Annotated in this window: 24 protein-coding genes and 1 pseudogene; 9 read left to right on the top strand and 16 right to left on the bottom strand. The window is 74.5% G+C overall.

The features are described 5' to 3' along the window. Nucleotides 1-70: 70 nt before the first annotated feature. The 3 genes from ACFYZ3_RS34845 to ACFYZ3_RS34835 form a co-directional block, all read right to left on the bottom strand. Complete coding sequence (locus tag ACFYZ3_RS34845; protein WP_388526392.1) at nt 71-1,573, bottom strand: metallophosphoesterase family protein; 1,503 nt, start codon at nt 1,571-1,573, stop codon at nt 71-73. Between the two features lie 91 nt (nt 1,574-1,664). After that, the gene (locus tag ACFYZ3_RS34840; RefSeq protein WP_388526390.1) at nt 1,665-2,420 is read right to left on the bottom strand and encodes a dienelactone hydrolase family protein; all 756 of its coding nucleotides are present in this window, start codon (nt 2,418-2,420) and stop codon (nt 1,665-1,667) included. Between the two features lie 49 nt (nt 2,421-2,469). Beyond that, entirely contained in the window at nt 2,470-3,090 is a 621-nt protein-coding gene (locus ACFYZ3_RS34835) for an L-threonylcarbamoyladenylate synthase (RefSeq protein ID WP_193783258.1), read from the bottom strand. Between the two features lie 146 nt (nt 3,091-3,236). On the opposite strand from ACFYZ3_RS34835, the gene ACFYZ3_RS34830 reads away from it, so the two are divergent. Further along, nucleotides 3,237-4,766, top strand: a complete 1,530-nt coding sequence (locus ACFYZ3_RS34830) for a helix-turn-helix domain-containing protein (protein WP_388526386.1) — start codon at nt 3,237-3,239, stop codon at nt 4,764-4,766. A 155-nt stretch (nt 4,767-4,921) separates the two neighbouring features. On the opposite strand, the gene ACFYZ3_RS34825 is transcribed toward ACFYZ3_RS34830, so the two are convergent. The 3 genes from ACFYZ3_RS34825 to ACFYZ3_RS34815 form a co-directional block, all read right to left on the bottom strand. Then, entirely contained in the window at nt 4,922-5,962 is a 1,041-nt protein-coding gene (locus ACFYZ3_RS34825) for an NAD(P)-dependent alcohol dehydrogenase (protein WP_388526383.1), read from the bottom strand. Between the two features lie 66 nt (nt 5,963-6,028). Continuing rightward, nucleotides 6,029-6,841, bottom strand: a complete 813-nt coding sequence (locus ACFYZ3_RS34820) for an SDR family NAD(P)-dependent oxidoreductase (RefSeq protein ID WP_388526380.1) — start codon at nt 6,839-6,841, stop codon at nt 6,029-6,031. Between the two features lie 10 nt (nt 6,842-6,851). Beyond that, complete coding sequence (locus ACFYZ3_RS34815) at nt 6,852-7,517, bottom strand: helix-turn-helix domain-containing protein (RefSeq protein WP_361008672.1); 666 nt, start codon at nt 7,515-7,517, stop codon at nt 6,852-6,854. A 146-nt stretch (nt 7,518-7,663) separates the two neighbouring features. Here ACFYZ3_RS34815 and ACFYZ3_RS34810 point away from each other — a divergent pair, with 146 nt between their 5' ends. Further along, complete coding sequence (locus tag ACFYZ3_RS34810) at nt 7,664-7,987, top strand: hypothetical protein (protein WP_361008674.1); 324 nt, start codon at nt 7,664-7,666, stop codon at nt 7,985-7,987. 86 nt (nt 7,988-8,073) lie between these two features. Next, entirely contained in the window at nt 8,074-8,841 is a 768-nt protein-coding gene (locus tag ACFYZ3_RS34805) for a maleylpyruvate isomerase family mycothiol-dependent enzyme (protein WP_388526376.1), read from the top strand. Nucleotides 8,842-8,874: 33 nt separating this feature from the next. Here the strand turns inward: ACFYZ3_RS34805 and ACFYZ3_RS34800 are convergent, their stop codons facing one another. Further along, entirely contained in the window at nt 8,875-10,233 is a 1,359-nt protein-coding gene (locus ACFYZ3_RS34800) for an SLC13 family permease (protein ID WP_388526373.1), read from the bottom strand. A gap of 241 nt (nt 10,234-10,474) precedes the next feature. Here ACFYZ3_RS34800 and ACFYZ3_RS34795 point away from each other — a divergent pair, with 241 nt between their 5' ends. Beyond that, nucleotides 10,475-11,002, top strand: coding sequence for a hypothetical protein (locus ACFYZ3_RS34795; RefSeq protein ID WP_388526371.1), 528 nt, complete (start codon nt 10,475-10,477; stop codon nt 11,000-11,002). A 50-nt stretch (nt 11,003-11,052) separates the two neighbouring features. Here the strand turns inward: ACFYZ3_RS34795 and ACFYZ3_RS34790 are convergent, their stop codons facing one another. Next, nucleotides 11,053-12,273, bottom strand: coding sequence for an MFS transporter (locus ACFYZ3_RS34790; protein ID WP_388526369.1), 1,221 nt, complete (start codon nt 12,271-12,273; stop codon nt 11,053-11,055). Between the two features lie 463 nt (nt 12,274-12,736). On the opposite strand from ACFYZ3_RS34790, the gene ACFYZ3_RS34785 reads away from it, so the two are divergent. Beyond that, a complete protein-coding gene (locus ACFYZ3_RS34785; RefSeq protein WP_388526366.1) occupies nt 12,737-13,786 on the top strand; it encodes an NAD-dependent epimerase/dehydratase family protein in 1,050 nt (349 codons plus the stop codon). Between the two features lie 100 nt (nt 13,787-13,886). Here the strand turns inward: ACFYZ3_RS34785 and ACFYZ3_RS34780 are convergent, their stop codons facing one another. From ACFYZ3_RS34780 to ACFYZ3_RS34765, 4 genes are all read right to left on the bottom strand, one after another. Next, nucleotides 13,887-14,450 carry a hemerythrin domain-containing protein gene (locus ACFYZ3_RS34780; protein WP_388526363.1) on the bottom strand — a complete coding sequence of 188 codons (564 nt, stop codon included), beginning with the start codon at nt 14,448-14,450 and terminating at the stop codon, nt 13,887-13,889. A gap of 86 nt (nt 14,451-14,536) precedes the next feature. Beyond that, nucleotides 14,537-15,070: a DoxX family protein gene (locus ACFYZ3_RS34775; protein ID WP_388526360.1), complete on the bottom strand. Its 534-nt coding sequence runs from the start codon at nt 15,068-15,070 to the stop codon at nt 14,537-14,539. 153 nt (nt 15,071-15,223) lie between these two features. Next, nucleotides 15,224-15,715 (bottom strand): hypothetical protein, encoded by a 492-nt coding sequence (locus ACFYZ3_RS34770; RefSeq protein WP_388526357.1) that lies wholly within the window; start codon nt 15,713-15,715, stop codon nt 15,224-15,226. Next, on the bottom strand, nt 15,712-18,204 hold the full coding sequence (locus ACFYZ3_RS34765) for a nitrate reductase (protein WP_388526354.1): 2,493 nt from the start codon (nt 18,202-18,204) through the stop codon (nt 15,712-15,714). The genes ACFYZ3_RS34770 and ACFYZ3_RS34765 overlap by 4 nt, the downstream gene beginning before the upstream one ends. 109 nt (nt 18,205-18,313) lie before the next feature. On the opposite strand from ACFYZ3_RS34765, the gene ACFYZ3_RS34760 reads away from it, so the two are divergent. Next, nucleotides 18,314-19,000, top strand: a complete 687-nt coding sequence (locus tag ACFYZ3_RS34760; protein WP_388526352.1) for a GNAT family N-acetyltransferase — start codon at nt 18,314-18,316, stop codon at nt 18,998-19,000. Between the two features lie 7 nt (nt 19,001-19,007). Here ACFYZ3_RS34760 and ACFYZ3_RS34755 read toward each other — a convergent pair whose 3' ends face one another. Genes ACFYZ3_RS34755 through ACFYZ3_RS34745 form a run of 3 tightly spaced genes read right to left on the bottom strand, consistent with a single transcriptional unit; the run spans nt 19,008 to nt 20,697 of the window. Then, nucleotides 19,008-19,736, bottom strand: a complete 729-nt coding sequence (locus ACFYZ3_RS34755; protein ID WP_388526349.1) for a metallophosphoesterase — start codon at nt 19,734-19,736, stop codon at nt 19,008-19,010. After that, nucleotides 19,733-19,990 (bottom strand): BON domain-containing protein, encoded by a 258-nt coding sequence (locus tag ACFYZ3_RS34750; RefSeq protein ID WP_388526346.1) that lies wholly within the window; start codon nt 19,988-19,990, stop codon nt 19,733-19,735. Before ACFYZ3_RS34750 ends, ACFYZ3_RS34755 begins: the two co-directional genes overlap by 4 nt. Then, complete coding sequence (locus ACFYZ3_RS34745; protein WP_388526343.1) at nt 19,987-20,697, bottom strand: nucleotidyltransferase family protein; 711 nt, start codon at nt 20,695-20,697, stop codon at nt 19,987-19,989. Before ACFYZ3_RS34745 ends, ACFYZ3_RS34750 begins: the two co-directional genes overlap by 4 nt. Nucleotides 20,698-20,883: 186 nt before the next feature. On the opposite strand from ACFYZ3_RS34745, the gene ACFYZ3_RS34740 reads away from it, so the two are divergent. Next, a complete protein-coding gene (locus ACFYZ3_RS34740; protein ID WP_388526340.1) occupies nt 20,884-21,198 on the top strand; it encodes a hypothetical protein in 315 nt (104 codons plus the stop codon). A gap of 19 nt (nt 21,199-21,217) precedes the next feature. On the opposite strand, the gene ACFYZ3_RS34735 is transcribed toward ACFYZ3_RS34740, so the two are convergent. Further along, on the bottom strand, nt 21,218-22,399 hold the full coding sequence (locus ACFYZ3_RS34735; protein ID WP_388526337.1) for a PP2C family protein-serine/threonine phosphatase: 1,182 nt from the start codon (nt 22,397-22,399) through the stop codon (nt 21,218-21,220). A gap of 170 nt (nt 22,400-22,569) precedes the next feature. Between ACFYZ3_RS34735 and ACFYZ3_RS34730 the strand changes: the two genes are divergently transcribed. Together ACFYZ3_RS34730 and ACFYZ3_RS34725 are read left to right on the top strand one after the other, a co-directional pair. Next, nucleotides 22,570-22,983 carry an SRPBCC family protein gene (locus ACFYZ3_RS34730; RefSeq protein WP_388526334.1) on the top strand — a complete coding sequence of 138 codons (414 nt, stop codon included), beginning with the start codon at nt 22,570-22,572 and terminating at the stop codon, nt 22,981-22,983. Between the two features lie 59 nt (nt 22,984-23,042). Continuing rightward, nucleotides 23,043-24,282, top strand: a pseudogene (locus ACFYZ3_RS34725) (cytochrome P450). Nucleotides 24,283-24,287: the final 5 nt, after the last annotated feature.

Here is a 24,287-nt window from a genome sequence, read left to right as displayed (position 1 = left end):
CCGGTGATCAACCGGACGGCGCGGGGGAGGGCAAGCCGCGGTCTCCGCACGACGACGGACCGGGTGACGCTCATCCGAGCGGGATCGTCACCTCGTCCTCGACCGGCGGGTCCACCTCCTGCGCCCGGTTGCCCGTGGCCGCGTAACAGCGCAGCCTGACCGCCTCCGGGGTCACGTCCAGGCGCAGGAAGCACTTGAAGAAGGGCGGGCTGTACGTCGCCGAACCCGGCGAGAACACCGACGTGTAGATCTTGCGCACGGGCAGCCGGAACCGCTTGCGGCGCTCGGTCCGCCGCGCGGTGCCGAGCAGCCCGGCCACGATCCGGGTGCGCCGGGTGACCCGCGCGCCGTCGCCCGGCGCGCGGCCGGTGCGGATGCCGAGGCGTTCGGCGATCACGGCCGTCGCCTCGGCCTCCGTGAGGGTGAACAGGCGCCGCAGCCGCAGCCGGCGGCCGTACAGCGCGCTGTAGAAGGCCAGCGAGTCGCCGCGCAGCGGATAGGAGCGGAAGTCGTCCTCGGTGACGCCGGCCACCGAGACGCGCGGGATGGTGTGGGTGGCGTGCATGAACGCACCCCCGCCGCCCGCCACGACGTACTGCACGGTGCGGCCGTCCACGTCGACCGGGTAGCGCTGGTAGTTGTGGATGTCGCCGCCGATCGCCGCGACGTAGTGGTGGGCCGGGTCGCGCACGATGTCGTCGACCGTGCCGCCGCCCTCGATCTCGCACGGGTGGTGCTCGCCGTCCACGTACAGGGGCGAGCCGGTGACCAGGATCTTGGGCCGGTCTCCCGCCGACACCTCGCGCAGCCAGGCACCCTGCTCGGCGTCGACGGTGCCCAGCAGACCCGTGTCGATGCCGACGATCCTGACCGGACCGGCGTCGACGGCCCAGTACGGGCCCGGCTGGGCGGCCTGCTGGGAGGGCGCCGGGCGCAGCTCCCGCGCCTCGGCAAGCCGGGCACCGTCGTCCGGACGCGGCCGGTGCCACAACAGGGACCGCAGCCACGCGCGGGTGAACCGGCGCGGCGCGGCCTCCGGCGCGAGGGGCGGGGCGTCGTCGCAGAAGACCCGCATGAAGCCGCCCAGGTCCTCGTACCAGTCGTGGTTGCCCGGTATCGCGTAGATGGGCGCCCGGTAGTCGCGGTAGGGGCGGAAGAACTTCGTGCCGTAGTCGTCGGCGCTGCCCACCGGGTAGATCACGTCGCTCGCGAGGACCGCGAACCGGGTGTCCCGGCCGGCCTCCAACAACCCGGGCACGACGGCGTACTGGGGATCGTCGCCCTCGCCCGTGTCACCGATGACCAGGAAGGAGAACCGGTCGGGGTCGTCCCGGCGGATCACCTTGTCGGCCGGTGCGCCGGCCGCCGCCCGCTGCGCCACCCAGCGGGAGCGGGTCCGGCCCGTGGGGTCCCCGAACCAGGAGGCCAGCACGCCGTTGCGGGCGGCCCACAGCGTTCTCGGGCTCAGCCAGGACAGCTGCTCGGTGCGCCCCGGCATGAGCGCTCGGTAGGCGCCGGGCTCGGCGGAGCCCCAGCCGGCGCCTTCGGCTGAATCGCGTGAGGAGTTGGACACCCGGGCACGGTAACAACGCCCGCACCCGGGGCCGGACGGGGGGAGGCGCGCCAACTCCCGCCCAGGACGGGCCGTTTCGGGGCGTCCGGGGTCAGAACGTCCGCTTCAGCAAGTCGAGCAGGGCCGCCCAGTGCCGCTCGGTCGCCTCCGGGTCGTAGGCCGCGGTGTCGGCCTGCGTGTAGCCGTGGTGGGCGCCGGGATAGACCTCGCAGCGGTGCCGGACACCGGCCGCCGTCAGGGCCGCCGCCAGGCGCTCCTGCTGCTCGGCGTCCATGCCCGGGTCCTGGTCCGCGTGGGCGAAGTACGCCTCGGCGGTGATGTCCCCGGCCACCAGGTGCGGACTGTGCGGCCCGTCCGTCGCCAGGTTGGCGCCGTGGAACCCGGCGACCGCGGCGACCCGGTCCGGATACGTCCCCGCGGTGCGCAGGGCGAGCCCGGCGCCCATGCAGTAGCCGACGAGCGCGACCGGACCGTCGGCCGCCTCCGGACGGCCGGCCAGCAGACGCAGGTAGGCGTCGGCGTCCCGCATCGCCAGGTCCGGGGTCAGCGACCGCATGACCGGACCGAGCCGTTCGAAGATCTCCGGCCGCGCCCGCGGGTCGATGAACTCGGGCAGCTCCACGACGGGAGTCCGTCCACTGCGGTAGAAGACGTTCGGCACCAGGACGGTGTACCCGGCACCGGCCAGCCGGTCGGCCATCGACCGCAGGCTGGGACGCAGCCCGAAGGCGTCCATGTACAGCAGGACCGCGGGATGCGGTCCCCCGTCGGCCGGACGGGTCAGGTAGGCGTCGGCGGTGCCGTCGCCGGTGGGGATGTCGACGGCGGTTCCCGCTGTGGCGGTCATGGTGTGGTCTGCCTCTCTGTGTTCGTGCGGTCGGGCGGCGGACGTCTCGCTACTCGAACCGGGTCGTGTCGCCCGCGCCGTGCCGCACGATCTCCGCCTCGCCGCCGGAGAAGTCGACGACCGTGGTGGGCTCGGTGCCGCAGTCCCCGGAGTCGACGACCGCGTCCAGCACGTGGTCGAGCCGGTCCTTGATCTCCCAGCCCTGCGTCATCGGCTCCTCCTCGTCGGGCAGCAGCAGCGTGCTGGACAGCAGCGGTTCACCGAGCTCGGCGAGCAGGGCCTGGGTGACGACGTGGTCGGGGATGCGCACACCCACCGTCTTCTTCTTCGGGTGCTGGAGCGCACGCGGCACCTCCCTCGTCGCGGGCAGGATGAAGGTGTAGCTGCCGGGCGTCGAGGCCTTGATCGCCCGGAACACGTCGTTGTCGATCTGCACGAACTGCCCGAGCTGCGCGAAGTCCTGGCAGACGAGGGTGAAGTGGTGCCGGTTGTCCAGGTGCCGGATCGACCGGATGCGGTCGATCCCGTCGCGGCTGCCCAGTCGGCAGCCCAGCGCGTAGCAGGAGTCCGTCGGATACGCGATCAGCGCGCCGGAGCGGACGCTGTCGGCGACCTGGGCGATGCTGCGCGGCTGGGGGTTGTCGGGGTGCACGTCGAAGTACTTCGCCATTCACCGAGCTTATGCCCGCTCGCCCGCCCCGCCCGACAGGCCCGGCGCGGCCCCGCCGCCGACGCGGGAGGGGTCCCGTGCGCGGAGCCATGAGGTAACGTCCCCGACCTGGGCCGGGGACGAGGCGACACGAGGAGAAGGCCGACGTGGCGGGCCGAGAGGACGGCGGACGGCAGCGGACGTCCGGGGCCGGTGAGCACACGGGCTGGGCGCAGGAACTGCTCGAGCACCTGCGGCCGGCCGGCCGTGACCTGAACCGGGTCGTGGCCTGGCTCGCGGGCATCGCCCGGGCGAGCGTCGCGCTGCAGGACGACACCGGCCGGCTGCTGGCCGGCACCCGGCTCGCGCTGGACGACGTTCTGGTCGCCGACGTCACCTCCGGCCGGATCGCGTCCGCCGCACTGGAGGACCGGGGCCGCCATCTGCGGCTGGTGCGCGTGGAGCGCTCCCGTCCGGCACCGGCCGCCGTCCTCGCGGTCGCCCGCGAGGAGCCCTTCGACCGGCGCGTCTCCGACATCGTCACGCACGCCGCCCAGGTGCTGGAGCTGCTGCTGGCCGGCCACGAGTCGACCGCGGCCGGACACCGGCTGCGGCGGGCCACCTCCGATCTGCGCCTGGCCATCCTGCAACTGCTGATGGTGGAGGACACCGTCTCCGCCCGCCGCGTGGCCGCCGGACTGTGGCCCGGCCTCCTCGACACCGACACGGCGTGCGTGTACGTCGTGGAGAGCAGCCCCGCCGAGCGGGACCGCCTCGCCGAGGAGTGCCTGTCGGCGACGGGGGAACGGGCGCTGGTCGTGCGGTGCCCGGCGGTCGACGGACACGTCATCGTGCTCGCGCCGCGCGACACGGCCGGGCAGGAACTGCGCACGCTCGTCGGCCGCCGCCCCGGCGTGTTCGTCGGCGGCAGCACCCGGCAGGGCCTCGCCCGCACGGCGGCCGCCTACGGACAGGCCGTCAGCGCCCTGGCCGTGGCCCGGTTCCGCCCGGAGAAGGCGGCCCTGTACGCCGAGCGGACCCGCCCCGAGCGGCTGATGGACCCGGCAGCGCTGCACGACTGGACGGCGGACGTGCTGAGCCCGCTGGACAGCCTGTCGCACCCCACGCGTGCCGAACTGATCGCCACCACCCGGCTCGGCCTCGAGTTCACCGCCGTCAACACGGCGAAGGTCCTCGGCGTCAGCCGCAACACGGTCCGCGCCCGCATGGACCGGGTCGAGTCGCTGCTGCGCACGGACTTCGCCGACCTGACCGTCCGGGCCGCCGTCCACCTGGCCCTGAACGCCCAGGTGGGCCTCGCCGAACCCCCGCCGGGCGCCGGCGCACGGGCAGGTGCCGCCCGGCTCACCGACCTGCTGTCCGGACCCGCGCTGCGCGCCTGGGCCGTCGACCTGCTCGGCCGCCTCGACCCGGACGGCCGGGACCTGCGGCGCACCCTGCGCACCTGGATCGCCGCGGGCGGCAACGCCGAGCGTGCCGCCCAGAAGCTCGGCATGCACGCGCAGACCGTCCGCGAGCACGTCCGCAGCGCCGAGCCCGTCCTCGAACGCCAGCTGCTCGCCGCGGGCAGTGACCTGTACGAGGTCGTGCTGGCCCACCTGGCGGCCGGTGACCTCGGCCAGCCGCTCCTGCACGGGACGAAACCGGGTCATCCGGACTCACCTGTGCACGAGTGAGTGCTCCGGGCCCGGCAGCGGGCACCGGCACGATTCACAACGGCGGACCCGTCCACGTAGGTTCGAGGGGACGGGGGCACGACCGGAACGGGGGACCGGTCGCGCCCCCGCGGCCGCTGCGGCGGATCGTGCCGCGGCCGCGGGGTCCGGCCCGGTCAGCCGTGGGGAAGGATCACCGCGCGGCCGTTGACCTTGCCCTCGTGCAGCCGCTCGTAGGCGAGCGGGGCGTCGTCCAGGGAGTACGTCTCGGTGTGCACCGACACGGCACCGGAGCGGGCCAGGTTCAGCACCTCGATCAGCTCGCTGCGGCTGCCCCAGTACGGGGCGTTGACCGACACCTCGAAGGGCAGCATGCCGAAGCCGACGGGCAGCGATCCGCCGCCGATGCCGACCAGGGTGACATCGCCCTCGACGGCCGCGACGGCACCGGCGGTCTGCACGGTGGGGGCCACGCCGACGAAGTCGAACACGGCCTCGGCGCCCAGCCCGCCGGTGAGCTCGCGCACCGCGTCCGCGGCCTTCGCGTCCGACAGCACCGCCTCGTGCGCGCCGACCGCACGGGCGAGGCGCAGCTTCTCCTCGCTGACGTCCAGGGCGACCACCCGGGCGGACGTCAGGGCGCGCAGCAGCTGGATGGCGACATGGCCGAGACCACCGGTGCCGATGACCACCGCGGTCGAACCGGGAACCAGCTTCGGCAACGACCGCTTGATCGCGTGGTACGGCGTCAGCCCGGCGTCGGTCAGCGGCACCGCCGCGACCGGGTCGAGCCCGTCCAGCGGGACCAGGTGCCGGGGGTCGTCGACGAGCAGGTACTCGGCCATGGACCCCGGGCGTCCGAGTCCCGGCGGGCGGATGCCCAGCTCGTCGGCGCGCAGGCAGTAGTTCTCCTTGCCCTCCGCGCACTTGGCGCAGGTGCCGCAGCCCCAGGGCCCGTACACGGCGACCGCGTCGCCCTCGGCGAGCCCGGTCACCCCGGCGCCGAGCGCGGCCACGGTGCCGACGCCCTCGTGGCCGAGGGTGAGCGGCAGCTCGTACGGGAAGCCCTCGGCGGGCCAGCTCATCACCGCGATGTCGGAGTGGCAGACTCCGGCCGCGGTCACCTTCAACAGCACCTGGCCGGGGCCCGGTTCCGGGTCCGGGACCGTGACGACCTCGGGCGGGGCCCCGATGGTGCGGTACTGCAGTGCCTTCATGATCGAACTCCTTCGTTCTCTTCCCCCCGGGACTCCCCCTGGCCCTCCGCGGACCGTGAGCGCTGCTCAGACGGCGGTGTAGGCGCCGTCGACCAAGTGGTAGCTGCCCGCGACGAAGGACGCGCGGTCGGACAGCAGGAAGGCGATCAGCTCCGCGACCTCCTCGGCGCGCCCGAGGCGGCCGGCCGGGTGCAGGGCGACCAGGCCGTTGTAGGCGGCCTCGTCCATGGTCTTCAGCAGCGGGGTGTCGATGAAGCCCGGGCCGACCGCGTTGATCCGGATGCCCCGGGCGGCGTACTCGGCGGCGGCCGCCTTCGTCAGCCCGACCACTCCGTGCTTGGCGGCGACGTAGGCGGGCGAACCGGCGAAGCCGACCGAGCCGAGGATGGAGGCGACGTTCACGATGGAGCCGCCCTTGCCGGCCGCCTCGATGGCGGGCAGTTCGTAGCGCATCGAGTAGAAGACGCCGTCCAGGTTGGTGCGGACGACGCGCTGGTAGGCCTCCACGTCGTACTCGCCGGTCGGGGCGCTGGGGCCGCCGATGCCGGCGTTGTTGACGGCGAGGTCCAGTGAGCCGAACGTGTCGACGGCGAACCCGACGGCCGCCTCGACGGACTCCGGACGGGTGACGTCCAGCTCGACCGCGGCGGCCTCGACGCCCTCGGCCCGCAGGTCGGCGGCGGCCTTCTCGGCGCCCTCGGCGTTGTAGTCGGCGACGACGACCCGGGCGCCGCCGGCGCCGAGCCGGCGGGCGGTGGCCAGGCCGATGCCGGAGGCGGCGCCGGTGACGAGGGCGGTGCGTCCGCCGAACTCGGTCGCCTGGCCGGGGGTGGGTGCGGTGGCGGGGGTGGTGCCTGTGGTGCTGCCGGTGGTGCTCATGGTGCTGTTCTCACTCTTCGGTGGTGCTTTCGGGGGTCGCGGCCGCGGCCTCCGAGGTCAGGGCGTCGTAGGCCTGCTCCACGAGGGCGGCGAGGTCTGCGGCTGCCGAGTCCCCCTCACCGCCGCGCGCCCACAGGCGCAGGGCGGCGATCAGGACCCCGGCGGCGGCGTCGACGACGGCGGCCGGGCGCACGTCCCGGACGTCGTCGCTGCCGAGCCGGGCGGCGACGATGCGGATCGACTCCTCCTGGGCGTCGACCCGGATGCGCTGGTAGGCGGCGAACAACTCGGGCTCGGTGTCGGCCAGGGCCAGCAGGCGGCGCATCCGCGGACGCACGTGCCAGGCCGGGTCCTCCCGGTCGGCCAGCCACTCCCGCACGGCCCTGCGATAGGCCAGCAGGGGCGGCTCCCCGGCAGGACGGGAGCGCAGCAGCGCGTTGATCCGGTCGCCGTCCCGGCGGACGAAGTCGAGCGCCGCGTCCTCCTTGCCGGCGAAGTGCCGGCTGAACGTGCGGCGCGTGACGTCCGCGCGCTCGGCGATCGCCTCCACCGTGGTCGCCGCCGGCCCGCGCTCCAGGATCAGGTCGCAGGCGGCGGTGGCCAGCGCGTCGCGGGTCTGCCGCGCCTTGCGCTGCCGCCGGTCCTCGGTGGCGGGGGAGGGCTTCGTTGCCGTCATGCCTCCGAGCGTACACCTGGAAATGTCCCAGTGGGACATGTGACCCGTTGGGACATTACTGAGGTGGGGACGCCGCTGCCGCCGACCCGGTGAAAAGCGCCCGGTGTGCCGATCGAAGCGCCCGGGCGCGGGGGAGCAGTGGGACTATGAACAGTTCAGCGTTTCATCGCACCATCGTTCTGCCCGCGCCCGTGTGCCGGCAGGCCGCACAGCACCTCGAACAGGCGGTGCACAAGGCCATCGACGGTGCCGCCACACCGTGGCGCGCCTTCCGCGGGGCCGACGGCGACGACTTCGCCTTCTCCGTCCCGGTCGTCGAGCAGGCCGCGGGCTGCCTGCTGGTGCTGGCCGCCGAGAGCGCCCAGAGCCTGCGGCCCTCCGCGCTGCGCGCCCTGATCTCCGTCGCGCTGCACCTGCGGGACGCCGCCGAAGCGGTCCGGCGCCCCGCGGTCCCCAGCCCGGCGTGGTGAGCGCGGGCCGGGCGCGGGGACGCGGGGACGCCGGGAACGTGGAAAACGCCGTGCCCCGGCCCTGAACGTGTGTTTGGCTCGGCGGCATGGAGTTCACCCGCTTCCTCGACTGCCTCGCGACCGACCACGACCGGCTGCGGGGCGTCGTCGAGACCGCCCCCGACGCCCCGGTGCCCACCTGCCCCGGCTGGACCGTCGCCGATCTGACCCGTCACGTCGGCGAGGTCTACCTGCACAAGGCCGCCGCCATGCGCGACGGGGTCGAGACCGAGCCCTGGCCGCCCAAGGAGTTCGCCGACGAGGCACCGATGGTGCTGCTCGACCGGGGCTACACCGCGCTGCGCGCCGAGTTCGCCGCCCGCGCCCCCGAGGACCCGGCCGGCAGCTGGTACGGGCCCGACCAGAGCGTCGGCTTCTGGATCCGGCGGATGGCGCAGGAGACCGTCGTCCACCGCATCGACGCCGAACTCGCCACCGGGGGGCCCGTCACCCCCGTACCGGACGACCTCGCCGTGGACGGCGTCGACGAAGTGCTGAAGGTCTTCGCCGCGTACTCGGTGGCGGAGTGGGGCGACTACTTCACCGAGATCCTGGACGGCTCGCCGGGGCGTACGTTCCTGGTGCGGGCCGGCGACGACGCCGCATGGCGGGTGCGGACCGGGCCGGGCGAGTTCACCGTCACGGACGGCGCGGGCGACGGCACGGCAGACGTGACGCTGAGCGGCCCGCCGGAGAGTGTGCTGCGGTCGCTGTGGAACCGGGCGGGCGCCGACGGGGACCGCGGTGTGATCGTCGAGGGCGACCCCCGGGCCCTGGCGGAGCTGCGGCGTTGCCTCGTCGTGGCGACCCAGTGAGCCGACGTCCGGCGGGCGGCGGTGCCGCGGGCGTCAGGCGCCGATGAGGCGCAGCGCCCCCCACAGGGCCACCGTCGACGCGGCGACCGTGGCCGGGACGGTGAGCAGCCCGAGCGCGGTGAACCGGCCCAGCTCCACCTCGATGCCGTGCCGGTGCAGGATGCGCCGCCACAGCAGGGTCGCCAGCGAACCGACGTAGGTCAGGTTGGGGCCCAGGTTCACCCCGATCAGCACGGCGAGGACCTGGGCCGGACCGGCGGGCGCGGCCAGCGGGAGCAGGGCGAGTACGGCGGGCAGGTTGTTGACGACGTTGGCCAGCACCGCGGCGACCGCCGCCACCGCGAGCAGCGCCGGCAGCGAGTCCCCGTCCGGCAGCAGCCGCCCCAGCCCGGTCGCCGACGCGCCGGCCAGCACCCCCTGCACCACGATGCCGAGGGCGAGTACGAACAGGCAGAACAGCGGCGCGGCGGCGCCCGCCATCTCCCGGGGCGTGACATGGCGGCGGGCCAGCGCCCGCACCCCGAGCACCAGCACGCCGCCGAGCGCGGCCCAGGCGGGGTCCACGCCGGCCGGCGAGGCCACCGCGAACCCGGCCAGGGTCAGGGCCACGACGACCACGGTGAAACGGGGCACGGCGGGCGCGGGCGGCGCGGACGCCACGCTCGTCCCGGCACCGCAGGCGCCGCCCGGAGCCTTCGCGGGAGCCGGTCCGGTGGGACTGGTGGGACCGGTGGGTCCGGTGGGTCCGGGAGCGACGGACACGGAGCCGACGCGTGCGGCGGCCACGGACACCGGCTCGGCCAGGTCCGTGCGGAAGAACCGGCGGAACACGGCGTACTCGACCGCGATCGCGGCCAGCCAGGGCAGCGCCATCAGCGCGGCGAACCGGGTGAAGCTCAGCCCACTGGCCGCGAACGCCAGCAGGTTGGTCAGGTTGGAGACCGGCAGGAGCAGCGAGGCGGAGTTCGCCAGATGCGCGGTCGCGTACACGTGCGGGCGGGCCCGCGCACCGGCCCGGGACGCGGTGGCCAGGACCACGGGGGTGAGCAGTACGGCGGTCGCGTCCAGGCTGAGCACGGCCGTGACCGCGCAGGCCACGCCGAAGACCCCGGTCAGCAGTCGCCGCGGACTGCCGCCGCACGTACGGGCCACGGCCGCGCCGACGGCCTCGAACAGGCCCTCCTTGGCGCACAGGTACGCCAGCATCAGCACGAGGGCCAGGAAGGCGACGACCGGCAGCAGCGTACGGGTCTGCTCCCACGCCCGGTGCGGGGAGACCGTGCCGAGGGCCACGACCAGCACGGCGGCGGGCACGGCGGCCACCGCCTCCGGCAGCCCCCGGGGGCGCAGCACGGCGAAGGCCAGCACGCCCAGCAGCAGGACGACGGGCACGGCCTCGGACAGGACGGTGGTACTCAGGACTGCTCCTCTACACCGGCGGACCGGGCGGGAACCCGGTGATCGGCGAACGCGGTACAGGGTCGCATCCCGGGCGGGGACGGATCCTCACGACGTGGTGTGGCCGAGGCCACGCCCGGGGCGAGAGCCGGGCCATGTTCCGCGCGGTGTGCCGCGGGCTACCGTTTCCACGGACCCCGTGTTCCCCACGACGAGCAGTTCGGACGGCCCGGCAGTGCACACAGATCTCTCCCCCGTCATCGCGGCGACCGCACAGTGGCTCGTCCGCGCCTATCCGGCGTCCGGCGGCGCCCTGGCCGACGCCCTGTGCGAGGTGCAGGCCCGGCAGGCCGTGACCGTCGCGGCCCGGCTGCGCTACCCGAGCCCGATGGACGTGGCACTGCTGGGTGTGGCGGGCCCCGGAGGGTCCGCCCGGCTCGACTGGATCACCGGCGCCGACGGCGCGACGCCCACCGACCCGGACGCGGAGGCCTGGCGGACCTGGGTGGACGAGGTCGTCGCCAGTTGGGCCGCCTGCCTGCTGACCGACCCGGCGCTCGCCGCCCCGGCCGTGGCCGCGCTGGCCGAGAGCGGCCCCTCGGCCGGGACACCGGCGGAGTTCCGCCGCCTGCTCGCACCCGACGACGCCGACCGCAGGGCCGCGGCCCTGCTGCGCCACCCGGACCTCGTCGCCCCCGTCGCCGCCCTGCACCGCGCCGCGCTCACGGCCCGACTGGATCCGGGCCAGGCCCTCGTCGCCTGATCCGCGCCACGACCGGCGCGGGACGCCCGCGCGGACCCGGGCGGGCCACCTCAGGCAGCCGTCTCCAGGTTCGCCACCGGCGACACCCTGGGCACCGCCGCCCGGCGTTCACGCAGGAGGTGGCCCGCGCCGATCGTGCCGGCGATGATCAGCCCGCCCGCGATCAGGGCGCCGCGGGCACCGGCCAGCTCCATCAGGAGGCCCAGCGCGGGCGGCCCGCCCAGGCCCCACACCGTGCCGATGCTGCCCCACACCCCGAGCACCCGGCCCCGCATGTGCGCGGGCGGGTCGGTCTGGAGCACCGCCGTACCGGCGGTGTCGGAGACGGACTCCACGACGGCCATGGGCAGCACCATCACCAGCAGGACGGCCAGCGACGGCGACAGCCCCGCCACCACCTGCAACAGCCCGCCCGCCGCCGCCAGCGCGCCCACCAGCCGCACCGAGGGACGGCGCAGCCGGGCCCCCAGGACGGCGCCGACGATGCCGCCGGCCGCCAGCACCGTGGAGACGGTGCCGAAGGACCCCGCGCCGCCCGCGAGCGGCCCGGTGACCAGCACGGCCAGGGTCAGCTGGTAGTTGCGCCCGAAGACCGCGCTGACCCCGGTGACACCGGCCAGCGCCAGCAGCCGGGGGCGGCGGGCGAAGAAGGCCAGCCCCTCGCGCACGCTCATGGTGTCCTTCGTGCCGCGGTCCTTCGCCGCCACCACGTGCCGGACCGCACCGCGCGCCGGGCGCAGGAACGGGATGACCGCGGCCACGAACAGGAACGACAGACCGTTGGCGGCGTACGCGGCGGCCGTGCCGAGGAAACCGACCGTCACACCGGCGAGGGCGGCCCCCGTGAGCCGGCCCGCCTGGTGCACCAGGGCGCCCACTCCGATCGCGGAGGGCACGTCCTCGCGCGGGACGAGGTCGTTGCCCAGCAGGGAACACGCCGGGCCGTCGACCGTGGCGACGACGCCCGTGACGGCGGCCAGCACCATCAGGGAGGCCATGTCGAGCCGGTCGAGCGCCACCATGAGTGCGGTCACGAACGCGACCGCTCCGAGCAGTGCCTGGCTGACCGCGGCGGTCAGTTTGCGCGGCCAGCGGTCGACGGCCGCGCCGCCGAACACACTGATCAGCAGCGCGGGCGCGGCCTGGACGGACATCGACAGACCCGTGGCCGCGGCGGAGCCGGTGATCTGCAGGACCAGCAGGTTCTGCACGGTGAGCTGCATCCACGTACCGGCGTTCGACACGAAGTTCGCGACCGACCACCAGCGCATGCTGCGGTGTCTCAGGGCACGCCACGGCGACCGGGACGGCTCGGACGGCGAGGCGGCAGGGGGCGGCGGGGCGGAGACGGAGGAAGAAGACACAGTGCGCCACTCGAAGGCGGGTCGCGGGACCCGTAGGGGAAACGGACGGGAACGAGCAGGCCGGCTGCGCTGCGCGGCTGTTCCACCGATCCGGACACGGCGCCGACCATCGTGGCAGAAGGGACCGGCGAGTCGTCGCCGGTCCGCGCCCCCGCCCGCCTGCCGGACGGATCAAACGCCCCTGCCCGTGCCGGACTTGAGCCCGCGAGTGGGTTTGATCACAGGACTCCGCGGCGGGCACCGCACCGTCCGCCGGCCGTGACCGCCGTCACGGTGTGTGACCCCGGTGGCGGGCGTCGGAGCATGTGAGCGCCTCGGTGGGGCACTCGGCGCACGCTGTTCAGCGCTCCGAGGGAGAGAGGTCGTCCTCATGATGCCGATGGCGGCGTTCAGCCCACGGGGGGAGTCCCGCACGCCGTGGGACCGTGTCCTGGTGACCGGCGGCGCCGGATTCCTCGGCTCCCACCTGTGCACTCGGCTGCTCGACGCGGGGGCCGAGGTCGACTGCCTGGACAACCTCTCCACGGGGCGGGCCGAGAAGGTGGCCCACCTGGCGGGCCGCCCCGGCTTCCGCTTCCTGGAACGGGACATCTCCGCACCCGGCTGCGCGGACGCGCTCACCGGCCCCTACGACCTGGTTCTGCATCTGGCGGGCCCCGCGTCACCGGCCGCCCGGCCGGACCGGCCCGTGGAAGCCCTCGACGCGGGCAGCCTGGGCACCCGTACCGCGCTGGCCGTCGCAGGCCGGGACGGCGCCCGGTTCCTGCTCGCCTCCTCGCCCCCGGTGAGCCCCGACGCCCGCGCCGACGCCCGCTGCGACGCCCGGGACGAGGCCGACCCGGTCGGCCCGCACCGTGCCTGCGCCGAGGCCGTCCGGTTCGCCGAAGCCCTGGTCGCCGCGCACGCGGGCGCCCACGGCTGGAACGCCGGGATCGTCCGGCTGTTCGACGGCTACGGACCCGGCATGCGGGTGGACGGCGCGGGGACGCCGGCGGCCCTGATCGAAGCGGCCCTGGCCGGCCGGCCGGTCATCGTCCCCGGGGACGGGAGCGTGACGCACCCCCTGTGTTACGTCGACGACATGGTCGACGGCGTACTGCTGGTCGCGGCCGGCCGATCGGTGCGGCCCGTGGACATCGGCGGCGACGAGGAGCCCACCGCCGCGGAGATCGCCCGCCTGGTGATCGAGCTGACCGGCTCCGACTCGCCGCTGGCCTTCGTCGAGGACGTGGGGGAGGGGCTCGCCCGGCCCCGGCCGGTCACCGGCTTCGCCCGGGAGATCTTCGGCTGGCTGCCGAGCGTGACCTGGCAGGACGGTCTGGGGCGCACCGTCGCCGCCTTCCGCGGACGGCCCGAGCCCTTCCCGGCGCCGGGCGGGGCGACGACGGACGGGCGGACGGGGGAGGAGTGGTGGGCGTGAGGGGGTGACGGGGGCGGCACACCGCCGGATCATGTGTGGGCCCGGCCGCCGCAGCGGTCGCGCCCACACATGATCCGGCACATGATCCGGCGGCGGTCGCTCAGCCGGCCTTGCCCCGCCCCGACAGGGCGTCCCGCGCCCGGTCGACCATGCCCGCGCCGGGGGCCAGAAGCTTGTTCATCGGGGGCTTGTCCGGGGCCGACGGGTGCGGCCGGGTCGGTGCCGTCTTCTTCGCCCGACGGACCTTGTCGCCCAACTCGTCCAGGGCCTGTGCGGGGCACGCCTCGCGCAGCCGCGGGAACAGGTTGCCCTCCTCGTCGGCGACGTGCTCACGGATCTCGCTCATCAGCATGCCGATCAACCGGTCGAACTCGGCGTCGTCCGCCCCACGGCTCTCCAGGTCCTTCATGATCTGCTCGGCCTGGGCGTGGTCCTCCAACTCCTTGTCCGCGAGAGCACCGCCGCCCGCCACGTGCTCGCGAACCGCCGGGTAGAGGTACGCCTCCTCCGCCACCGAGTGCCGGATCAGCTCGATGGTGGCCTGATCGGCGTACAGCTTGCGGTCCTTGTGACCGGGCGGCAGCGCCTCGATCCTGCCGAAGAGCTCCTCGACCTCACGGTGATCGGTCGTCAGCTCGTCGATGACGTTTCCTCCGTGTCCCATGTTCCACCTCCAAGAGGGTCGTGGCGGTCGTGGGACCGACCGCCACGGGCGTCGGGTCCCCCAGCGGAAGGCGGGTTAACGCCCGGTCAGACCCCGAGCCTGGCCCGGACACCGCCGGCCCGCGCCGCGGGACCGGCCGCGGCCCGGACCGAGCGGTGCACCAGGTGGGCGTCGTGCCGGAGATCGTGGGCGGCGTGCCGGCCGCGCCACAGCAGCGAGGGCGCGCCGCCCGTGTCGTCGGCCGCGATCAGCAGCCCGCCCATCATGGCCACGTTCTTGAGGAAGTGGACGCGCTGCTGGGCGCGGTCGGACGGGTCCTCCGCCTCCCAGTACCGGTGCGCGGCCAGTGTGGTGGGGACCAGCGTCACCGCGAGGGCCAGCGCGGCCAGCCGCGGACAGCGCCCGAGCCCGAGCATGATCCCGCCCACCACGTGCACGGCGCCGTTGAGCCGTACGAGTTGCTCGGTGCTGTCCGGCAGCACCGGCACCCGGTCGGCCACCGGCCGCACGACCGGCTCGGCCGCCGGTGCCACGTCCTGGGGCCTGCGCAGAGACTGCAGGCCGCCCGCGACGAACATCGAGGCGAGCATCGGCCGGCCGGCCAGACGCAGAAGACTCATGACGCTCTCTCGCTCTCTTGGAGGGGGTGCCGACTGGAACACCAGCGGTGGTGCCCCACTGGGATCATCAGGTGCCCCCGCCCGCCGCCGCCATTCGGCGTCCGGTGGCGCACCGGCGCTGCCGGGCACCGCACCGGGCGGGGAAGACGCAGCTCAGAGGCTGGTGAGGATCTGCGGCGACAAGTTCTTGATCATGGTGTTGGTCCAGCGCATCTGGCGCAGTGTCTGCGGGTGACAGGAGGAGACCAGCGTCAGCAGTCCGCTGTCCCTCGACGCCTGGGCGGCCTGGGCCAGCATTTCCCAGTGCAGCGAGTTCTCGGCCGCCAGGACATGCAGCTCCCGCAGGTCGCGCAGGAGGAGCAGGCCCGGCTCCGGCCGGTGCACGACCGCCTCGGACGCCTTCTTGCGCAGGGTCGCGAAGACGCCGTCCGCGGAGTGGTCCGGCGGCTCACCCAGCTTCACGCCGCGCTCCCCGGCGGTCTCGGCGAGCCGCCGCAGGTGCTCGCGGGACCAGCGGGCGAGGTCGGTGGCGACATGGTGGACCTCGTGCTCCGTGCGGTGCCGCTCGGCGGCGGTCACCAGGTCGTGGGCCATACGCCGCTCGCCGCGGTGCAGCGTGCGCAGGGTCAGGTTGATGCCGTTCACTGGGCGCCTTCCTCGTGGCCGTGCGGGAACTCGGTGGGTTCCTGCTCCCTCGTGCGCGCCGCCGGTCCGCCCGAGGTGGGCGGGGCGGCACCGGCGGCGACCGGTGCGGACGCGGTGGTGGTCGGCGCCGGGGAGGGCCGGCCGTCCCCGCGCTCCACGAGGGTGAGCGCGGCCGTGGCCGTCTTGAACAGCGGCTGCTTGGAGGCCGGGTCCCAGTCGGTGATCGTGGTCTCGTTCGCGGCCCGCCCGGGAGTGTCCGGGCCGGGACCCGACCCGCCCGCGGTGTCCCAGTAGCCGTAGTGGAACGGCACGAACAGCAGCCCGGTCCGGATGCCGGTCACCCGCAGCCGTCCGCGCAGGGGGCCGCGCCTGCTGGTGACCTCGACCAGGTCGCCCTCGCCGAGGCCGAGCCGCTCCGCGTCCCCGGCCGAGACCTCCACCCACACGTCGGGGGCGGCGTCGTTGAGCTGGGGCGCGCGCCCCGTCTTCGTCCGGGTGTGGAAGTGGTAGAGCGTCCGCCCCGTCGTCAGCTGGAACGGGTACTCCTCGTCCGGCTCCTCGTGCGGCGGCAGATAGGCGGCGGCCTTGAGCATCGCCCTGCCGTCGGGGTTGAGGGAGCGGTACTCCACGACCTCCTGCGAGGCCCCCGTCTCCAGGTCCTTGCCGTAGCTCTCGCACATGTCGGGGTGGGCCCAGCCGATGCCGTCCGTGTAGAGCCGTGCCGTCCCCTCGGGGGCCCGCTCGTCGCAGGGCCACTGGATGCCGCTGGTGTCGCGCAGCTTGTCGTAGGACAGGCCCGTGTAGTCGCAGGGGCGGCCCGCGCTGCACCGCTGCCACGCCTCGAACGCCGACTCCGGGTCGTCCCAGGTGATCAGCGGTCCGCCGTCCTTGTCCCGGAAGTCCATGCGCCGCGCGTAGTCCAGGAAGATGTCCAGGTCGGGCCTGGCCTCGCCGGGCGGCTCCACCGCCTTGCAGGACAGGTGCACCGTGCGGTCCGCGTTGGTGAGCGCGCCGGTCTTCTCGCCCCACGTCGCGGCGGGCAGCACCACGTCGGCCAGCTGCGCCGTCTCCGTCAGGTAGAGATCCTGTACGACCGTGAAGAGCCGCTCCTGCGACAGGATCGAGCGGATGCGCGGCAGTTCGGGCATCGAGACGGCGGGGTTGGTGCCGCTGATCCACAGCATCCGCAGCGAGCCCTGCTCGGCGTACCGGAAGATCTGCATCGCGTGGGTCGGCGGCGCGAAGTGCGGAATGGTCTCCGGCTCGACGTTCCACACCCGGGCCAGGTCCGCCACGTGGGCGTCGTTCTGCCAGTTGCGGAAGCCCGGCAGGTCGCCGTTGGCCCCGCACTCGCGGGTGTTCTGGGCGGTGGGCTGGCCGTTCATCTGGAGGAGTCCGGCACCGGGCCGGCCCAGCATCCCGCGGATCAGGTGCAGGTTGTTGACCTGGACGGCGGCGGCGGTCGCCTGGTGGGACTGGTAGACGCCCTGGAGGACGGTGGAGACCAACGCGTCGGTGGTGCCGACCAGTTCGGCCGCCTCCTCGATCCGGGCGGCGGGCACGTCGCAGATCTCCGCGGCCCACTTGGGTGTGCAGTCGGCGACCCGCGCGGCCAGCTCGTCGAAGCCGACGGTGTGCGCGGCGATGAAGTCCCGGTCGATCCGCTCGTTCCGGATCGTCTCGTGCAGCAACGCGTTGAGCAGGGCGACGTTGGTGCCGCTGCGGGGCGCGAGGTGTACGGCGGCGTGTGCGGCGACGCGGGTGGGGCGCGGGTCCACGCACAGCAGCCGCGGCGGGTCGGCCCCCTCGAAGCGGTCGAGGAGCCGCATCCACTGCACGGGCTGGGTCTCGGCGATGTTGTGGCCGAACAGCGCGATCACGTCGGCGTGGTCGAAGTCGTCGTAGCTGCCGGGCTGCCCGTCACAGCCGAAGGTCTCCTTCAACGCCTCCGCGGCCGTGGACGTGCACAGCCGGGTGTTGCCGTCGAGGTGGTTGGTGCCGATGCCGGCCCGGGCCAGGACCGTGAGCGTGTAGTACTCCTCCAGGAACAGCTGACCGCTCGTGTAGAAGCCGATCGAGCCCGGCCCGCGCGAGTCCAGCAGTTCGCGCGAGCGGGCGGCCACCAGGTCCATCGCCGTGTCCCAGTCCGTCTCCGTCAACCGCCCGTTTCGCCGCACCAGTGGCCGGGTCAGCCGGTCACGGGAGGCGTTGGCCTGCCACCCGAACAGGTCCTTCGGGCCGAGCCGTCCCCGGTTGACCCGGTCCACGTCCCGGCCCCGCACGCCCACCATGCGGCCGTCGGCCACCGCGATGTCCATGGCGTCGCCGTCCGAGTGCAGGATCGACGCGGACTGCACCCACCGCTGCACCGCCCCGGGCTCCACCCCGTCGGCGAGGAACGTGTCCACCCGGGCCGGCCAGGTCCCGTGCCGTCCGTAGGGCACCCGTGCGCCCCACGGCCGCGCGATCCGGTCCGTCGCATCCTCCATCGCCGGCCTCCCGCCCACGTCCGTCACCCTGCCGGCCGCCGGGTACCCGGGCGTCACCGATCGAAGCGAACCACTTGTGGGAGCGCTCCCAAGAGGGCAGGATGCCGAGGTGACAGCGACTGCCTCCGTACGCCCCTACCGCCCCGCCGACGCCCCCGCCCTCGACGACATCTGCATCCGGACCGCGCACAACGGCCGGGACAGCCGGCCCGTGTACGCCGACCCCGCCGTCCTGCCGGCCATCTTCGCCGCGCCCTACGTCCACCTGGACCCCGGCCTGGCCTTCGTGCTGGACGACGGGCGGGGCCGCGCGGTCGGCTACATCCTCGGCACGGCGGACACCGCGCGCTTCGCCGCCGAGTTCCGGGCGAAGTGGCTGCCGAGGGTCGCCGACCGGTATCCGGCCCCGCAGGGCCCGCCCGGCGCCCGCACCCCGGACGAGGTCATGGCCGGGCTGCTGCACGACCCGGAGCGGATGGTCGTCCCGGAACTGGCGGCCTACCCCGCCCATCTGCACATCGACCTGCTGCCCGACTGGCAGGGGCAGGGCCACGGCCGGGCCCTGATGCGGACGTTGTGGCGGGCCCTGCGCGAACGCGGCGTCCCCGCCGTCCACCTGGTCATGGCGACGGCCAACACCCCGGCCAGGGCCTTCTACGACCGCCTGGGCTTCCACGAGATCGCGGCGTCCGGCCTCGACCCCGCGGACGTCACCTGCCTGGGACGCACGACGCAGGACGCCGGGCGTACGGCGCAGGGCCCGGGGCGTACGGCGCAGGACGCCGAACACAGCTGACGGGTAGTCAGGCCGCCTCCAGCCGGTAGACGTTGAAGGCCCGGCGGATGACGGGCTGCGCCACGTTGCGCACCCGGACTCCGCCCGCCGTCATCCCGTGCTCCGAGCCCAGGTGGGCGTGTCCGTGGACGGCCAGGTCGGCGCCGGCCGTGTCGATCGCCTCCGCCAGGAGATAGCTCCCGAGGAACGGATGGATCTCCGGCGGCTCCCCGGCGAGCGTGTCGGCGACGGGGGAGAAGTGGGTCAGCGCCACCCGCGCCGCGCAGTCCTCCTCGTCCAGGCGCTTCAGCGCGGCGTGCAGGCTGTCCGCCGAACGGCGGGTGGTCCGCACGAACTCCTTCATCACCGGCTCACCGAACTCACCGGCGCTGCGCCCCACGAACCCGCCGCCGAACCCCTTGGTCCCGGCGACTCCCACCCGGCCCCCGGCGCACTCCACGACGGTTCCCTCGCCCTCCAGCACGGTCACACCGGCGTCCCGGAGGATCGCGGTGACCGTCTCGGGCCGTTCGTCGTGGTGGTCGTGGTTTCCGAGGACCGCCACCACCGGCACCGGCAGGCCGTGCACCTCCCGGGCGACCACCCGTGCCTCCTGGGGCGTGCCGTGCCGGGTGAGGTCCCCGGCGAGCAGCAGCAGGTCGGCACAGTCGGGCAGGGTTTCGAACGCGGGCCGCAGCAGCCCTTCGCTGTCGGGTCCCATGTGGATGTCCCCGACGGCGGCGACCCGGATCGTCACAACTCCTCCGCGTGGTCGGGGCGGGTGGTCTCGGCCACCACCAGGTCGGCGTGCACGGTCAGTCCGGCCAGTTCCTCGCGGGCGACGCGCAGCACGGTCTCGCGGCACTGCGCCGAGGGCACCGTGCCGGTGAGCGCGATCGTCCCGGCCCGGACCTCGGCACGGACGCCGAGCTCACCCAGTTCCTCCGCGGCGAGCCGGTCCTGCAGGTGCGCCACGCGGTATTCGACGTTCTGGACGCCGGGGTCGCTCATCGCTGGTCCTCCTTCGAGGCGGTGGCCGGCGGACCGGCCGGGGGGATGATCTCCAGCCGTTCGAGAATGAAGAAGAACGCGGCGGGCATCGGGGCGTCGCCGCAGTCGTGGCGCAGCGCCGCCCAGTCGATCTTCTCGCGCAGGGTGCGGGCGATCGGCAGCACCGCGCCGAAGTCGCAGTGGTGCTCGGAGAAGGCGGCCAGCAGCCCGCGCAGCAGGTCGGTCGGCGACAGGACCGGCATCAGCACCGAGTCGACCGAGAGGTCCCGGGCCCGGGCCAGCAGGGCCGTCGTGACGGGCTCGTGCGCCAGCTCGAAGATGAGGTCGACCTGCTGTCCCAGGCAGTCCGCCTTGAGCAGCCAGTCCTCGGGCGGCGTGTAGACCGTCAGCCCCGCCTCGCGCAGCGTCGCGGCGGCGGCGTCCGCGTCCTGGGGCCGGATGCAGAAGTCGACGTCGTGCTGGAGGTTCTGGGTGCCGCCGTGGGCGTACACGGCGACGCTGCCGGCCAGCGCGAACGGGTGCTTCGCCTTCTTGAGGGTCGAGCCCACCTGCTTGGCGGCCTGGAGGATCGCCTGGTTGCGGTCGAGCGGGAGGTCCTCGAGAGGTGCCTCGCGCCGGGGGACGGGCCCGGTGTCCCCGGCGGCCGGACGCAGCTCGGAGACGCCGGCGCGTCGGCCGGTGGTGTGGTCGTCGGCGGGCTGCCTCATCGTTGTCCCCTTCCCGGGCTGTCGCCGTCGGCGGAACGGACCGGACAGGCCCTCCCCTGCGGACGCGGGTACCCGGCGCCGTACCGCCGACACCGCGGGCCTCGCCGGTGCGGGGCGCGGGCATGGCGGTGCGGGGCGCGGGCATGGCGGTGTGGGGCGTGAGGGGATCGAGGGCACTCGTCCGGCATGAGCGACAAGCGGATGCGACAGGGGTCCGACGACCCGGCCGACCGTCGGACCGTGGAACGGCTGGTGGCGGCGTGGCTGGCCGAGACCGAACGGCACGATCCGGAGGCCGCCGGTGAGGCCCGGGGCGGATGGGAGCGGGGCGCGCTGCCCGAACGCGCCGCCCAGGACCTGGCCACCTGGGTCACCGCCAGGGTCACGGACACCGGTTTCACCGAGGACGAGGGCCCCTACGTGGCGGGTCCCGTGCGGATCACACCGTCGGACAAGGACACCGTGCACGGCTGGCTGCGCGCCCGCGGGCACGCCGTGTGAGGCGGACACCGGTGCCCCCTCACGCGGGCGGCCGCCACTCGAACATCAGCAGAGTCGCGTCGTCCCGCAGCCGCCCCTCCTGCATGGCCAGGATCGAGTGGATCAGACGGCGCAAGGACTCCGGCGCCAGCTCACCGCCCGCCGTGGCCCGGATGACGTAGTCGGCGAAGCGTTCGAGACCCAGCAGCTTGGCCTCCCGGGTCCGGGCCTCCACGACCCCGTCGGTGTACATCAGCACCCGGTCCCCGGGCTCCAGCGAGATCTCGTGCGTCCGGCGCGAACATGAGCTGAGCAGGGACGGCATGCCCATGGGCGGGTCGGCCTCGCGCTCCATGGCGTCGATGATCAACCGCTGGTCGCGGATCAGGATGGGCGCGGGGTGGCCGCAGTTCGCCCAGCGCAGCACGCCGGTGGCCAGGTCGAGCTGCGCGACGACCGAGGTGCAGAACTTGTCCGGGAGCCAGCTGGACAGCGCCTCGTCCACGCCGCGCACCAGCTCGGGCAGGTCGGCACCGCTGCGCCGGGCGTTGCGGCAGGCCGCCAGCGAGACCGTGCTGGTCAGTCCGGAGGCCAGGTCGTGCCCCATCGCGTCCAGGACGGCCACGTGCAGGGTCGTCTCGGTCAGCGCGTGGTCGAAGGCGTCGCCGCCGATCTCGTAGGCGGGTTCCAGCACGGCCGTCGACACGACGTTGCCGTTGCCGATGGTGCGCGGCGGCAGCAGGGCGCGGAGCATCTCGGCGGGCAGCTGCATGCGCTCGGTGCGGGTGCGCCGCACGAAGGAGTCCTCGTAGAGCCGCTTGGACGTGATCATCATGGCGAGGAGCGAGGCGAGCGCCCGTCCGCGGGACAGCGAGGAGGCGGTGAGGGCCGTCTCGTGCACCGCCAGGACGCCGAGCCGCTCCGCGCCGTCCAGCAGCGGGAACCAGGCGGTGATGCGGCTGCCCGCTCCCGACTCCTCCACCCGAAGCGACTGGGTGCGGTACGCCCACCCCGCCAGGGAGCCGTCGACCGGGACGGTCGGGGCCACGGTCGTCTGGGGCACGAGGTGGCGTTGCTGGAGGTCGACGAGGTAGACGACGGCGTGCCGCAGTCCCAGTGCCTTGGCGCACCGGGCGGTGGCGGTGCGCAGGTCCAGGGTGAGGTGGGCCGGATCGGCGAGGAAGCTCCGCAGCCCCGCGTCGTCCGGGTCCGACGTGGACACCTCGTCTCCTCTCGCCGCAGGCCCGCCCCGCCGGGGCCGGTGCCCAGCAGTCTGGCACCGCCCGGCCCGCGCCGCCCGTCGGACCGAAGCGCCCCGCGCGAGCGCTTCGGCCCCGGCAGAAGGGGCACGCGTCCCCTCGTACGACCCCGAGCGCCGAGGAGTGGTGCCGTATGACCGAGTACGAGCGTTCCCGCACCATGCCCGCCCAGCCGGAGCACGTCTTCGACCAGGCCGCGAACGTCGGACAGCTGGAGACCTGGCTGCCCCGGGACCTGCACGTGGAGCCGGAGGAGCCGCCCGCCGTCACCGTGCACGAGGACCGCACCGGCCAGGACACCTCGGCGCTGCTGAGCGCCCGGCCCGAGCAGCTGCGGCTGGAGTGGGGCACCCGCGAGCAGGGCAGCTACGCCGGCTGGTTGCAGGTCGCCGGGCTCGACAGCGGGGCCAGCGAGGTCACGGTGCACCTGTCGTTCTTCGACGACCGCCATGACCCTGGGCGGCGGACGGTGGCCGAGGCACTCGACGGCAGCCTGCGGCGGCTGGAGGAACAGGTGAGGCTGCGCACCGACAACGCGGCCGGCTGAGGACAACCCCGAGGACCGGGCCCGGGTGTCCGCCCGCCGCCCCGGGGCACCCACGCGCCATGGACGCTCACCGCCGCCCACTGATGGACCGCACCCCGGCCCTGCTGCTGGAGGGTTACGCCTGGCTGCCCCACCGCATGCGCGACAGCACCGGCTCACGCTGCGCACCCGGCTGCTCGGCAGCCCGGCGCCGACCGTACGGGGACCGGACGCCGTGCGCTTCTTCTACGACGAGTCACACGTCCACCGCCAGGGCGCGCCGTTCCGGCACCGGTGCTGGACACCCTTTCGGGCAGGGCGGTCCACACCCTCGACGGCGACGCCCACCGCACCCGCAAGGAACCGTTCCTGCCACTGCTGGACGGCGAGCGCGTCGCCCGCCTCACCGACCACGTGAGCGCAGCCTGGGACGAGGCCGTGCGCTCCTGGAGCGAGCGGGACCGCGTCGTGCTGTTCGACGAGGCGGCCCTCGTACTCACCCGTGGGGTCTGCGACTGGGCGGGCCTTGCGGGCCGGGCCGTCGACGCGGAGCCCCTGGCACGGGACCTCGTCGCGATGGTCGACGGCTTCGCCACCCCCGGCCCGCGCCATCTGCGCGCCCGCCGCGCCCGCACCCGGCAGGAGACCCGGATGGCGCGACTGGTCGAGGAGGTCAGGACCGGCACCCTCGCCGCACCGGCGCACTTGGTGCTGGAGCGGGTGGCCCGGCACCGGGACACGGCGCCGGGCCCGCTGGACTCCCGCACGGCGGCGGTGGCACTGCTGAACGTCCTGCGCCCCACCGTCGCCGTGCGCTGGTTCGTGGCCTTCGCCGCCCACGCCCTGCACCGGTGGCCGGCCCACCGCGAGCGGCTGCGCGCGGGTGACGACGCCTTCGCCACGGCCTTCGCGCACGAGATCCGCCGCTTCTACCCGTTCGCCCCGTTCCTCGGCGGCCGGACCGTGAGGGAACTGACCTGGCACGGCGAGTCCGTCCCGGCCGGCGGCATCCTGCTGCTCGACGTCTACGGACCAAACCACGACGAGGAACTCTGGGGCGACCCCTGCACCTTCCGGCCCGAGCGCTTCCTGGACCGGCCGCCCGGCCCCGACGAGCTGATCCCGCAGGGCGGCGGCGACCCCGCCGACGGGCACTGCTGCCCCGGCGAGCGTGTCACGGTCGGCCCGCTGGAGTCCCCGGCGGTGCGGTGGGCGCGCCTGGACTGCACGGTCCCCGAGCAGGATCTGCGCATCCCGCTGCGCCGCGTCCCGACCCGCCCCCGCGGCGGCTTCGCCGTCACCGGCGTACGCGCACCCTGACCGGG

The organism is Streptomyces sp. NPDC001599, from assembly GCF_042893535.1.
Classification (GTDB): Bacteria; Actinomycetota; Actinomycetes; order Streptomycetales; family Streptomycetaceae; genus Streptomyces.
Note: the sequence above shows the minus strand (reverse complement) of the source record. Positions and strands in the feature narration are given on the sequence as shown.